This is a genomic window from Actinoplanes palleronii (genome assembly GCF_016862315.1).
Classification (GTDB): domain Bacteria; phylum Actinomycetota; class Actinomycetes; order Mycobacteriales; family Micromonosporaceae; genus Actinoplanes; species Actinoplanes palleronii.
Map to the genome: position 1 here is coordinate 1 of NZ_BOMS01000200.1, position 14,401 is coordinate 14,401.

A 14,401-nucleotide genomic window follows, 5' to 3' on the forward strand; every position below is an offset into this window, starting at 1 on the left:
CCGTGACCAGGCTGAACGCCGAACGGGTCCTGGAGATCGGCCCGGACACCGTGCTCGCCACGCTCGTGCCCGGCGCGGTCGCCGCCCTGCGCCGCGACCGGGACGAGGCGGTCACCCTGCTGACCGCGGTCGCCGAGCTGTTCGTCCGCGGCCAGGATGTCCGGTGGCCGGCCCTGGTCGACGGCACCGGTGCCCGCCCGGCGGACCTGCCGACCTACCCGTTCACCCGGCAGCGGTACTGGCTGCGGCCCACCCCGCCCGCCGCCGGCAGCACGCCGGGCACCGACGCCGGCCTCTGGGCCGCTGTCGACGCCGCCGACCTCAGCAAGGTCGCGCAGGAGCTGCGCATCGATGCCGAACAGCACCGCGAGACGCTCGGTGCGCTGGTGCCCGCGCTCGCCTCCTGGCACCGCCGCAAGCAGCAGCGCGACGTCGTCGACGGCTGGCGCTACCGCGAGACCTGGACCACGCTGCCCGACCCGGCCGCGCGCCCGCTCACCGGCACCTGGGTGCTGGTCGGCCCGGACGACCCGGACGGCGTCGGCGCGCTGCTGGCCGCCGCCGGCGCCCGGGTCGAGACCCTGAACACGACCGGCCGCGAGAACCTGACCGCCGCGCTCCGCGACCGCAGCGATCTGGCCGGCGTCGTGCTGCTTCCGCACGGCGACGGCACCGGCGAGGCCGGCGTGCCCACCGCCCTGCACGCGGCGCTGGCACTCGCCCAGGCCGTCGAGGACGCCGCCGTCACCGCCCCCCTGTGGCTGCTCACCCGGCGCGCGGTCGCGGCCGCACCCGGCGACCGCGGTGACCGTGTCGCGCAGGCCGCGGTCTGGGGCCTGGGCCGCGTCGCCGGCCTCGAACACCCGGACCGCTGGGGCGGCCTGATCGACCTGCCCGCCCGCGACCTGCCCGCCGCAGACCTGCCTGCCCTCGGCACGCTCGCCGGAGACCTGCCCGGCCTCGGTGCGCGAGACGGCGATCGGCTCGTTGCGGTTCTCGCCGGGGCGCTCGGCGCCGAGGACCAGATCGCCCTGCGCCCGTCCGGCGTGCTCGTGCGCCGGATCGAGCACGCACCGGCCGCCACCGGCGACGGCTGGCAGCCGCGGGGCACCGTGCTGATCACGGGCGGGACCGGCGCCCTCGGCGGCCACGTCGCCCGCTGGGCCGCCGCCCACGGCGCCGCCCACCTCGTGCTGGCCAGCCGCCGCGGCCCCGACGCCCCCGGCGCCGACGCCCTGGCCGCCGAGCTGCGCACCGCCGGTGCCCGCGTCACCGTGCTCGCCACCGACCTGGCCGACCGTGCCGCCGTGGCCGACCTGCTGGCGCACGCCACCGCCGACCCGGAGCAGCCGCTGTCCGCCGTCGTGCACGCCGCCGGCATCGCGCACAGCGCCGCGCTCACCGACCTCGACGCCGCCGGGCTCACCGCCGTACTGGCCGGCAAGACCAGCGGCGCCCTGCACCTGGACGCCCTGCTCGGCGACACGCCACTGGACGCGTTCGTGCTGTTCTCCTCGATCGCCGCGACCTGGGGCAGCGGCTGGGGCGGCGCCTACGCCGCCGCCAACGCCGCCCTCGACGCGCTCGCGCGGGGCCGTCGCGCCCGTGGCCTGGCCGGTACCGCGCTGGCCTGGGGACCCTGGGCCGACGCGGGCATGGCCACCGAGGGGGAGACCGGAGCGGCGCTGAGCCGCCGCGGGCTGGCCGCCCTCGCCCCCGGCCACGCCGTCGACGTGCTGTGCCAGGCCGTCACTGCCCCGGCGGCCGTGCTCACCGTCGCCGACGTCGACTGGCCGTCGTTCGCGGAGACGTTCACCGCCGCCCGGCGCCGTCCGTTGCTGGAGGATCTGCCCGAGCTCGCCGTGCCGGTCTCCGCCGCTCCGGTGGCCGACACCGGCTGGCGCGCCCGGCTCGCCGCGCTGCCCGGCGCCCAGCGGGAGACCGCCCTGGTCGACCTGGTCCGTGGGCACGCCGCGCGGGTGCTGGGCTACCCGTCCGCCGAGGCGATCACGGTCAAGCGGCCGTTCCGGGAGCTGGGCTTCGACTCGCTCACCGCGGTCGAGTTGCGCAACGCCCTCGCCACCGAGACCGGGCTGCGCCTGGCCGCCACCCTGGCCTTCGACTATCCCACCCCGCTCGAGATGGCCCGGCACCTGCAGACCGAGGTCTTCGGCAGCGGGGACGCCCCGGCCGTCGGGCCGGCCGTGGCCGTCGCCGCGGACGACGACCCGATCGTGCTCACCGCGATGGCCTGCCGTTTCCCCGGCGGCGTCACCACCCCGGACGCGCTGTGGGACCTGGTCGCCGCCGGCACCGACGCGATCGGGCCGTTCCCGGACGACCGCGGCTGGGACATCGAGGCCCTTTACGACCCCGGCAGCGACCGCTCCGGCACCTCCACGACTGTGCACGGCGGGTTCGTGCGCGACGCCGCCGACTTCGACCCCGGCCTGTTCGGGATCAGCCCGCGCGAGGCCCTGGCCATGGACCCGCAGCAGCGGCTGGTGCTGGAGACCGCCTGGGAGACCCTGGAACGGGCCGGGCTCGACCCGCTCGGCCTGCGCGGCCGCCCGATCGGCGTCTTCGTCGGCACCACCCACCAGGGATACGCCGCGCTGCTGGAGGACACCTCCGAGGACCTGAGCGGCTACCTCGGCATCGGCAGCGCCGGCAGTATCGCCTCCGGCCGGGTCGCCTACACGTTCGGCCTGGAAGGCCCGGCCGTCACCGTCGACACCGCCTGTTCGTCCTCGCTGGTCGCCCTGCACCTGGCCGCACAGTCGCTGCGCCGCGGTGAGTGCGAGGCGGCGCTGGTCGGCGGCGTCACCGTGATGGCCACCCCCGGCACGTTCACCGAGTTCTCCAAGCAGCGCGGGCTGTCCGGCGACGGCCGGTGCAAGGCCTTCGCCGCGGCCGCCGACGGCACCGGCTGGGCCGAGGGCGCCGGCATGCTGCTCGCCGAGCGGCTCTCCACCGCCCGTGCCGCCGGCCGCCCGGTCCTGGCCGTCGTCCGCGGCTCGGCAGTCAACTCCGACGGTGCCTCCAACGGCCTGACCGCCCCGAACGGCCCGGCCCAGCAGCGCGTCATCCGGGCCGCCCTGGCCGACGCCGGCCTCACCGCCCGCGACGTGGACGCGGTCGAGGCGCACGGCACCGGCACCACGCTCGGCGACCCGATCGAGGCGCAGGCGATCCTCGCCACCTACGGCCAGGACCGTGACAGCCCGCTGCTGCTCGGCTCGGTCAAGTCGAACATCGGGCACACCCAGTCCGCGGCCGGCGCCGCCGGCGTGATCAAGATGATCCTCGCGATGCGGCACGGCCTGCTGCCCCGCACCCTGCACGTCGACGCGCCGACCCCGCAGGTCGACTGGACCGCGGGCGCCGTCGAGCTGCTCACCGAGGCCCGGCCGTGGACCACCGCAGCGGCGCCGCGCCGGGCCGGCATCTCCGCGTTCGGTGTCAGCGGCACCAACGCGCACGTCATCCTGGAGGAGCCGCCGGCCGACACCCGCCCGGCGGGCAAGCCCAGCCCGCTGCCGACGCTGCCGTTCGTGGTGTCCGCCGCGACCGAGGAAGGCCTCGCGGCGCAGACCGCCCAGCTGCGCGACTGGCTCGACAGCCATCCGGATGCCGCCCCGGCCGATGTCGCCCGCACCCTGGCCGGCCGGGCCGGGCTCGGCCACCGCGCCGTCTACCTGGCCCCGGGCCGGGCCCCGCTGATGCGGGCCCTCAAGCGTCAGGACGCCGTGGCCCGCGGCGAGATCACCGACGGCCGGCTGGCGCTGCTCTTCACCGGCCAGGGCGCCCAGCGCCTGGCGATGGGCGAGCAGCTCTACGCCGCGTTCCCGGTGTTCGCCGCCGCCTTCGACGAGGCGTGCGCGCACCTCGATCCGCTGCTGGACCAGCCGCTGCGGCTGACCGTCTTCGCCGACCCGGAGGCGCTCGAGAGCACCGGGTACGCCCAGCCCGCCCTGTTCGCCGTCGAGGCCGCCCTGCTCGCCCTGCTGCGCCACTGGGGCCTGCGGCCGGACTTCGTGGCCGGGCACTCGATCGGCGAGATCACCGCCGCGTACGCCGCCGGGGTGCTGTCGCTCGCCGACGCCGCCACCCTGGTCGCGGCCCGGGGCCGGCTGATGCAGGCCCTGCCCGCCGGTGGCGTGATGCTCGCCGTGCAGGCAAGCGAGCACGAGGTCCGCGAGGCTTTCCCGGATCTCGACATCGCCGCCGTCAACGGCCCGGACGCCGTCGTGGTGTCCGGACCGGAGGCGGCCGTCGACGCGGTCGCCGCGCGCGGCTGGAAGACCCGGCGGCTGCGCACCAGCCACGCCTTCCACTCGGTGCTGATGGAGCCGATGCTCGACGAGTTCCGCACGGTCCTGGCCGGGCTCACCTTCGCCGCACCGCACCTGGCCGCCGTCTCCACCGTGGACCCGGCCGGCCCGCCGCGCTGGAGCGACCCGGAGTACTGGGTCGAGCAGGTCCGCCGCCCGGTCCGCTTCGCCGACGCGGTAACCGCGCTGACCGCCGCCGGCGTCACCCGGTTCCTGGAGGCCGGCCCGGACGGCGTGCTGACCGCGATGGTCGCCACCCTGGTACCCGACGCGCTCGCGGTCACCACCCTGCGCCGCGACCGCGACGAGGTCACCACCCTGCTCACCGGCGTCGCCACGCTGTTCACGCACGGCGCCGACCTGGACTTCGGCGCCGTGCTCGCCGACGCCGGCACCCCGCTGCCCGGCCTGCCCACCTACGCGTTCCAGCGGCAGCGCTACTGGCCGCGACCGGGCACCGCCACCGCCACCGACCCGGCGAGCCTGGGCCTGAGCCTGATCGAGCACCCCCTGCTGGGCGCGGCGGTGCCGCTCGCCGACGGCGACGGCCTGGTACTCACCGGCCGTCTCACCCTGCGCGACCGGCCCTGGCTCGCCGAGCACGTGGTGCTCGGCGAGGTGCTGGTACCCGGCACCGCGCTGCTCGACCTCGCCCTGACCGCCGGCACCGCGGCCGGCGCACCGGCGGTCGAGGAACTCGTGCTGCGCCAGCCCCTGGCGCTGACCGCAGCCGGAGGCGTGGCCGTGCAGGTCAGCGTCGGCGCCCCGGACGACACCGGCCGCCGCCCGGTGAGCGTGCACTCCCGGCCGGACGACGCCACCGGCACCGACGAGCCGTGGACCGTGCACGCCACCGGCTTCCTGAGCCTCGCCGAGCCCGCCGCCGAGGTGTTCGCGTGGCCCCCGACCGGTGCGACCCGGGTGCCCACCGAGGAGCTCTACGACCGGCTCGCCGCGGCCGGCTACGACTACGGCCCGCTCTTCCGCGGCCTGCGCGAGGTCTGGCGCCAGGACGGCGACCTGTACGTGGAGGCCGTCCTGCCCGGCGACCCGGACCGGTTCACCGTCCACCCCGCCCTGCTCGACGCGGTCCTGCACGGCCTCAGCACCGGCGCCCCGGCCGGCGCCGACGGCGAGACCCGCGTCCCGTTCTCGTTCACCGGTGTCACCGTGCACGCCGACGGCGCCGCCCTGCTGCGGGCCCGGCTGCGCACCGAGGGCGACGCCGTGCGGGTCGACGCGATCGACGCTGCCGGAGCGCCCGTGATCAGCGTGGCCGGCCTGGTGTTCCGGGCGGTGACGGCGACTCGTCCCGAGGTCGACCGCTCGCTGTTCCAGCTCGACTGGACCGCGCAGGCGATCACCACCGGTCCCGAGCCGGTGGTGATCGTGTTGGGGGAGCCGCTTCCCACGCCGGTTCCGGTGGTGCTGGTCGACGCGTCGGCGCCGGGCGCGGCCCAGGATCGGGCGGCGTCGCTGCTGATCCTCATGCAGGACCTGCTCGCGGTTCCGGGGTGGCTGGAGTCGCGGCTGGTGGTGCGCACGTGCGGTGCGGTCGGTGACGAGGTGTCGGACCCGGACGGTGCCGCGCTGTGGGGTCTCGTCCGCTCCGCACAGTCCGAGCACCCGGACCGGTTCCATCTGCTCGACAGCACCGAGAACGCGTACTTCGAGGTGCCGCAGGCGCTGGTTCGTGACGGCGTGGTGCGCGTGCCGCGACTGGCACGCATGCAGTCCGCCGGTGAGGTCGACCTGGGTGACGGCGTGGTGGTGGTGACCGGCACGACCGGCACCCTGGGTGCTCTGGTGGCCCGGCATCTGGTGGCTGTGCACGGGGTGCGGGAGCTGCTGTTGCTGTCTCGCTCCGGTGGCGGCCTGGAGATCGAGGGTGCCCGGGTGCGGGCGGTGTCCTGCGATCTGGCCGATGCGGCCGCGGTCGAGCGGGTGTTGCGCGACGAACCGGTGTCGGCGGTGGTGCACGCGGCCGGAGTGATCGACGACGGTGTGCTGACGGACCTGACGGCCGAGCGCCTGGACGCGGTGTTCGGAGCGAAGGTCGCGGCGGCCCGGAATCTGGTCGCGGCGACCCGGGGCAAGGCGTTGCGGGCGTTGGTGTTGTTCTCCTCGGCGTCCGGGTTGTTCGGCAACGCGGGGCAGGCCAACTATGCGGCGGCGAACGCGTTCCTGGACTCCTACGCCGTGACGTTGCGCAGTGAGGGGATCCCGGCCACCTCGCTGGCGTGGGGCCTGTGGGACGCCGGGCTGGGCGCCACGCTCGGTGACGCCGAGCGGCGACGGATGGCCCAGGCAGGCTTCGGCGCGCTCGACACCACGACCGGGCTGGCCCTGTTCGACGCGGCGCTGGCCGGGGCGCGTGCTCTGGTCGTACCCCTGAATGTGAATCTTGCGGCCCTGCGGCGTGCCGGCGACCTCGACCCGATCCTCTACGGCCTGGTGCCGGCGGTCACCCGGCGGCGGGCCGCCGCAGCGGCCGCCGCGAGCGCCGGATCCTCCCTGGCCCGGCACCTCGCCGGCCTCGACGACGCCGAACGGGTCCGCGCGGCCCTGACCACGGTGCGCACCCTCGCCGCCGCGGTGCTCGGCTACCCCGGCGCCGACGACGTTCCCGCGGCCCGGGCGTTCCGTGAGCTCGGCTTCGACTCGCTGACCGCGGTCGAACTGCGCAACCGCCTGGCCGCCGAGACCGGCCTGCGGCTGCCCGCCACCCTGGTCTTCGACCACCCCAACGCCACGGCCGTCGCCGAGTTCCTCAGCGCCGCACTCACCGGATCGGTGGAGGTCGTCGTGCCGGTGCCGGTCGTCGCCGGACCGGTGGCCGACGACCCGATCGTCATCGTCGGCATGGCGTGCCGCTACCCGGGTGGCATCACCAGCCCGGACGAGCTGTGGGACCTGGTCGCCGACGGTCGTGACGGCATCGGCCCGTTCCCCGGTGACCGGGGCTGGGACGTCGACGGGCTCTACCACCCGGATCCCGACCACCCCGGCACCTCCTACGCCCGCGAGGGCGGTTTCCTCTACCAGGCCGCCGACTTCGACCCGGGCCTGTTCGGGATCAGCCCCCGCGAGGGCATGGCGATGGACCCGCAGCAGCGGTTGCTGCTCGAATCGTCGTGGGAGGCCCTGGAATCCGGCGGCGTTGACCCGCTCGGCCTGCGCGGATCCCGCACCGGCGTGTTCGTCGGCCTGATGTACCACGACTACCTGGGCCGGCTGACCGCCGTGCCGGAGGAGGTCGAGGGCTTCCTCGGCACCGGCAACTCCGGCAGCGTGGCTTCCGGGCGGATCGCCTACACGCTCGGGCTGGAAGGCCCGGCCGTCACCGTGGACACCGCCTGCTCGTCATCGCTGGTCGCCCTGCACTTCGCGGTTCAGGCGCTGCGCTCCGGCGAGTGCGACCTGGCCCTGGCCGGCGGCGTGACCGTGATGGCCACGCCGGACACCTTCACCGGATTCTCGCGGCAGCGCGGGCTGGCCGCCGACGGCCGGTGCAAGTCGTTCGCGGCGGCCGCCGACGGCACCGGCTGGGGTGAGGGCGTGGGCATGCTGCTGGTGGAGCGGCTCTCCGACGCCGAACGCGCCGGGCACCGGGTGCTCGCCGTGGTGCGCGGCACCGCGGTCAACCAGGACGGCGCGTCCAACGGGCTGACCGCGCCGAACGGGCCCGCGCAGCAGCGGGTCATCCGGGCGGCGCTGGCCACCGCGGGCCTGACCCCGCAGGACGTGGACGCGGTCGAGGCGCACGGCACCGGCACCACGCTCGGCGACCCGATCGAGGCACAGGCGGTGCTCGCCGCCTACGGCCAGGACCGGGCCGAACCGCTGCGGCTCGGCAGCATCAAATCGAACCTCGGGCACACCCAGGCCGCCGCCGGGGCGGCCGGCATCATCAAGATGGTCCAGGCCCTGCGGCACGGCATGTTGCCGCGGACCCTGCACGTCGACGAGCCCACGCCGCAGGTGGACTGGACCGCGGGCAACGTCGCGCTGCTCACCGAGGCGCTGCCGTGGCCGGCGGGGGACCGCCCGCGCCGTGCCGGTGTGTCGTCGTTCGGGATCAGCGGCACCAACGCGCACGTCATCCTGGAAGAGGCCCCGCCTGCCGCCCGGCCTGCACCGGTGCTGGCCCGCCCGGTCCCGCTGGTGGTGTCCGCGAACGATCCGGCGGCGCTCGCCGGGCAGCTCGACCGGCTCCGCGTTGTGCTGCGTGAGCGCCCGGAGTTGTCGCCGTCCGCGGTCGGTCACGCGCTGACCAGCCGGGCCACCTTGCCGCACCGCGCGGTGCTGCTGAGCCCCGGCCCGCTGGAGCCGGTCGCCACCGGCCGGGCCGCCGAGGGTCGGCTGGCGATCGTCTTCACCGGTCAGGGCTCGCAGCGCCTCGACATGGGGCGCGGCCTCTACCAGGCATTCCCGGTCTACGCCGCCGCCCACGACGAGGTCGCGGCCATGCTGGACCTGCCCGCGGAGCCGCAGGTGGAACAGACCGGCTGGGCCCAGCCGGCGATTTTCGCCCTGGAGGTTGCCCTCCTCGCCCTGGTCCGTTCGTGGGGCATCCACCCGGACGTGGTCGCGGGTCATTCGATCGGTGAGATCGCGGCGGCCCATGCGGCTGGGGTGCTGACCCTGGCTGATGCTGCCACGCTGGTCTCCGCGCGGGGGCGCCTGATGCAGGCGCTTCCCACCGGTGGGCTCATGCTGGCGGTGCAGGCGTCCGAGGACGAGGTCCGGGAAGCGTTCCCGGAGATCGACATCGCGGCGGTCAACGGGCCGCACGCGGTGGTCGTGTCGGGGGTTGAAGCGGACATTTCGCCCGTCGAGGCGCACGGGTGGAAGGCGACCCGGCTGCGCACCAGTCATGCGTTCCACTCGCGGCTGATGGAGCCGATGCTCGACGACTTCCGCGCCGTGGTGGCGACGCTGACGTTCAGCGAGCCGCGCCTGGCCGTGGTCTCGACCGTCGACGCCGACGCGCGGTGGACCGATCCGGAGTACTGGGTGCGGCAGGTCCGCGAGCCGGTGCGGTTCGCCGACGCGGTGACCAGGCTGGCGACCGACCGCGTCCTCGAACTCGGCCCGGACACCGTGCTCGCCGCGTTCGTGCCCGGCGCGGTGGCCGCGCTGCGCCGCGACCGGGACGAGGTCACCACCCTGCTCACCGCGTTCGCCCAGCTCTACGCGGCCGGTCAGCACGTCGACTGGGCCGCCACCTTCGGCCCGCGTCCAGCGCCGGTGCTCGACCTGCCCACCTACGCCTTCCAGCACCAACGGCTCTGGATCGACGTCATCGACCCGGCCGCGGACCTCGCCGGCGCCGGGCTGCACGACGGCGGGCACCCGCTGCTCGGTGCCGCCGTCACCCTGCCGGACAGCGACGCGCTGCTGTTCACCGGCCGCCTGACCGACGGCTCGCCGAACTGGCTCGCCGACCACACGGTCTTCGGCTCGGTGGTCGTACCCGGTGCCGCCCTGGTGGACATCGCCCTGGCCGCCGGGACCCGGGCCGGTGTCCCGGTCCTCGACGAGTTGCTGCTGCAGGCGCCGCTCGCACTGCCCGCCACCGGCGGTGTCACCCTGCGGGTCCTGGTCGCCGCGCCCGGCGCCGACGCGAGCAGGTCGCTGACCGTCTACGCGCAGGCCGACGACGCCGCGGGCTGGACCACCCACGCCACCGGCCGGCTGTCCGCCGCCACCGCCGCCCCGGTGGTCATCCCCGCCGCGTCGCCCGGCGCCGTGCCGGTCGACCTCGACGGCCTGTACGAGCGCCTGGCCGACGCCGGCCTCACCTACGGCCCGACCTTCCGCGGCCTGACCGCCGCGGCCCGGGCCGGCGACGAGGTGACCGCCGAGGTCCGCCTCGACGGCACCGGCCCGGACGGCTTCGGCCTGCACCCGGCGCTGCTCGACGCCGCCCTGCACGCCATCGGCGCGGCCGGGCTGTTCGACGACGCGACGGTCCGGCTGCCGTTCGCGGTCACCGGCGCCCGCCTGCACGCCGTCGGCGCCGCAGCGCTGCAGGTGCACCTGACTCGCCTCGGCGACCACTCGGTCCGGCTGCTGGCCGCCGACGGCTCCGGCGCCCCGGTGCTGACCGTCGACGAGATCTCGTTCCGCCCGGTCACCGCCGACCAGATCGGCGCCGGTGTCCGCACGCTGTTCGCCCTGGACTGGACCGCGCAGGACGCCACCGCCGGTCCCGAGCCGGTGGTGATCATGTTGGGTGACCCGCTTCCCGCTCCGGTTCCGGTGGTGCTGGTCGACGCGTCCGCGCCGGGCGCGGCCCAGGATCGGGCGGCGTCGCTGCTGACGCTTATGCAGGCGATGCTCGCCGATCCGGGGTGGGCGCAGTCGCGGCTGGTGGTGCGCACGTGCGGTGCGGTCGGTGACGAGGTGTCGGACCCGGACGGTGCCGCGCTGTGGGGTCTCGTCCGCTCCGCACAGTCCGAGCACCCGGACCGGTTCCACCTGCTCGACAGCACCGAGAACGCCTACCTCGACGTGCCGCAGGCCCTGGTCCGCGGCGAGGTGGTGCGGGTGCCACGGTTGTCCCGGGCCCATGCTGGCGGCGCCGCGGACCGGGCCCAGGCTGGCGGCGCCGCGGACCGGGCCCAGGCTGGCGGCCCCGAGGATCGGGCCCAGGGCGGAGGCGCCGCGGACTTCGGTGACGGCGTCGTGGTGGTGACCGGCGCGACCGGCACCCTGGGCGCTCTGGTGGCCCGGCATCTGGTGGCCACGCACGGGGTGCGGGAGCTGCTGTTGCTGTCGCGCTCCGGTGGAAACCTGGAGATCGAGGGCGCCCGGGTCCGGGCCGTCGCCTGCGATCTGGCCGACATGGACGCGGTGGCGCGTGTGTTGCGCGACGAACCGGTGACCGCGGTGGTGCACGCGGCCGGAGTGATCGACGACGGTGTGCTGACGGACCTGACCGCCAAGCGGCTGGAGGCGGTGTTCGGGGCGAAGGTCGCGGCGGCCCGCAACCTGGTCGCGGCGACGCAGGGCAAGCCGTTGCGGGCGCTGGTGTTGTTCTCCTCGGCATCCGGGCTGTTCGGCAACGCAGGGCAGGCCAACTACGCGGCGGCGAACGCGTTCCTCGACTCCTACGCCGTGACGTTGCGCGCTGAGGGCATCCCGGCCACCTCGCTGGCGTGGGGCCTGTGGGACGCCGGGCTGGGCGCCACGCTCGGCGACGCCGACCGGCGACGGATGGCCCAGGCAGGCTTCGGCGCCCTCGACACCACCGCCGGGCTCGCCGCCTTCGACGCCGCCCTCACCACCGGCCGGCCGCTGCTGGTCCCGATCGCCCTGGACCTGCCCGCGGTGCGCGCCACCGCGGGCGACGGCGACGTACCCGGCCTGCTGCAGAGCCTGCTCCCGGCACCGCGCCGGGCACCCACCGCCGCGGCGGCCACCCCGGACCTGGCGGCCCGGCTCGCCGGGCTCGACCCGGACGCCCGCGACCGGATGCTGCTCGACCTGCTGCGCGAGCGCACCGCCGGGATCCTCGGCTACGCGTCCCCGCGTGACGTCGACCCGGCCCGCGGCTTCCTCGAACTCGGCTTCGACTCGCTGACCGCCGTCGAACTGCGCAACCGGCTCGCCGCCGAAACCGGGCTGCGCCTCGCCGCCACCCTGCTCTTCGACCACCCGTCACCCACCGCCCTGGCCCGCCACCTCGGCGAGCTGCTGAGCCCGGCACCGGCCGACCCGGTCGACACGCTCTACGCCGAGATCGCCGAGCTGGAGGCCCGGCTCGCCGCGGCCGCCCTCGGCGACAGGCACCGGGCCGAGGTCGGCCTGCGGCTGCGCACCCTGGCCGCCGCCTGGGCCGGACCGGGCGGCGACGCCATGGACGACCTCTCCTCGGCGACCGCCGACGAGATCTTCGACCTTCTCGACGAGCTCGGCACCCCGTGACCCGGCTCCCATCCGAAGGCGGTTCCGCCATGACCTCCGCCAGCGAACCCGCGGGCACCGAGGAGAAGTACCTCGCCTACCTCAAGCGGGCCACCGCGGACCTGCGCTCGGCCCGCCGCCGGGTCGACGAGCTGGAGTACCGGCACAGCGAACCCCTCGCGATCGTCGCGATGAGCTGCCGGTACCCCGGTGACGTGGCCGGACCGGAAGACCTCTGGCGGCTGGTCGCGGCCGGCGGCGACGCCATCGGCGACCCGCCCGGCGACCGCGGCTGGGACATCGAGGGCCTCTACGACGCCGAGACCGGCGAACTCGACCCCGGCGCCCGCCTGGAGGGTGGTTTCCTGCCCGGCGCCGCCGGTTTCGACCCGGACATGTTCGGCATCAGCCCGCGCGAGGCCCTGGCCATGGACCCGCAGCAGCGGCTGCTGCTGGAGACCACCTGGGAGGCGTTCGAACGCGCCGGGCTCGACCCGACAGCGGTCCCGTTCCGCCGCACCGGCGTCTTCGCCGGCGTGATGTACCACGACTACGGCTCGCGCCCGCTCGACGTGCCCGAGGGTGTCGCCGGCTTCCTCGGCAACGGCAACTCCGGCAGCGTCGCGTCCGGCCGCATCGCCTACACGTTCGGCCTCGAGGGCCCGGCCGTCACCATCGACACCGCCTGCTCGTCGTCGCTGGTCGCCCTGCACCTGGCCGGGCAGGCGCTGCGCAACGGCGAGTGCGACCTCGCCCTCGCCGGCGGTGTCACGGTGATGGCCACGCCCGGCACGTTCGTCGAGTTCAGCCGGCAGGGCGGGCTGGCCGCCGACGGCCGATGCAAGTCGTTCGCCGCGGCCGCCGACGGCACCGGCTGGGGCGAGGGCGTCGGCATGCTGCTGCTCGAACGCCTCTCCGACGCCCAGCGGCACGGCCATCCGATCCTCGCGGTGATCCGTGGCTCCGCGGTCAACCAGGACGGCGCCTCCAGCGGGCTCACCGCCCCGAACGGCCCCGCCCAGCAGCGGGTGATCCGGGCCGCGCTGGCCGCGGCGGGACTGTCGGCCGCCGACGTGGACGCGGTCGAGGCGCACGGCACCGGCACCCGGCTCGGCGACCCGATCGAGGCGCAGGCGCTGCTCGCGACGTATGGCCAGCAGCGCACCGAGCCGCTCTGGCTCGGCTCGGTCAAGTCGAACCTGGGGCACACCCAGGCCGCCGCGGGCGTGGCCGGCGTGATCAAAATGGTGCAGGCCATGCGGCACGACCTGCTGCCCGCCACCCTGCACGTGGACGCGCCGACGCACCAGGTCGACTGGTCGGCCGGCGCGGTGCGGCTGCTCACCGAGGCGCGCCCCTGGCCGGCCGGCGCCAAGCCGCGCCGCGCCGCGGTGTCGTCGTTCGGCATCAGCGGCACCAACGCCCACGTCATCCTGGAAGAGGCACCCACCGAGCCGTCGCCTGCGGCGCCGGAAAACCCCACCATCCTGCCGGTGGTCCCGCTCGTCGTTTCGGCGAAATCGTCCGCTTCCCTCGATGCCCAGATCCATCGGGTACGACGGACGCAGACGCCCCTGCTCGATACCGGCTACACCCTCGCCGGACGGGCCGTGCTGCACCGTCGTGCCGTCCTGCTCGGCGACACCACCGTCCGTGGCATCGCCACCGAGGGCCGCCTCGCGATCGTCTTCACCGGCCAGGGCTCGCAGCGTCTCGACATGGGTCGCGGTCTCTACCAGGCGTTCCCGGTCTACGCCGCCGCCTACGACGAGGTCGCGGCGCTGCTTGACCTGCCGGAGCCGCAGGTGGAGCAGACCGGCTGGGCCCAGCCGGCCATCTTCGCCCTGGAGGTGGCTCTCCTCGCCTTGGTCCGTTCGTGGGGCATCCACCCGGACGTGGTCGCCGGGCACTCGATCGGTGAGATCGCCGCCGCCTACGCGGCCGGAGTCATGACGCTGGCCGACGCTGCCACCCTGGTGTCCGTCCGGGGCCGCCTCATGCAGGCGCTGCCCGCCGGTGGGGTCATGGTCGCCGTGCAAGCGTCCGAGGACGAGGTCCGTGCCGCGTTCCCGGAGGTCGACATCGCGGCGATCAACGGGCCACGTGCGGTCGTGGTGTCCGGCCTCGCTGCGGACATCGCACCCGTCGAAGCCCAT

The 14,401-nt window shown here is 75.6% G+C and carries 2 protein-coding genes; both read left to right on the forward strand.

What is annotated here, in order from left to right:
- The first annotated feature begins 50 nt into the window (after window positions 1-50).
- The gene (locus Apa02nite_RS50280) at window positions 51-12,266 is read left to right on the forward strand and encodes a type I polyketide synthase (RefSeq protein ID WP_203831499.1); all 12,216 of its coding nucleotides are present in this window, start codon (window positions 51-53) and stop codon (window positions 12,264-12,266) included.
- A partial coding sequence (locus Apa02nite_RS50285) for a type I polyketide synthase (protein WP_373873112.1) occupies window positions 12,263-14,401 on the forward strand: 2,139 nt, incomplete at its 3' end. The genes Apa02nite_RS50280 and Apa02nite_RS50285, both read left to right, overlap by 4 nt.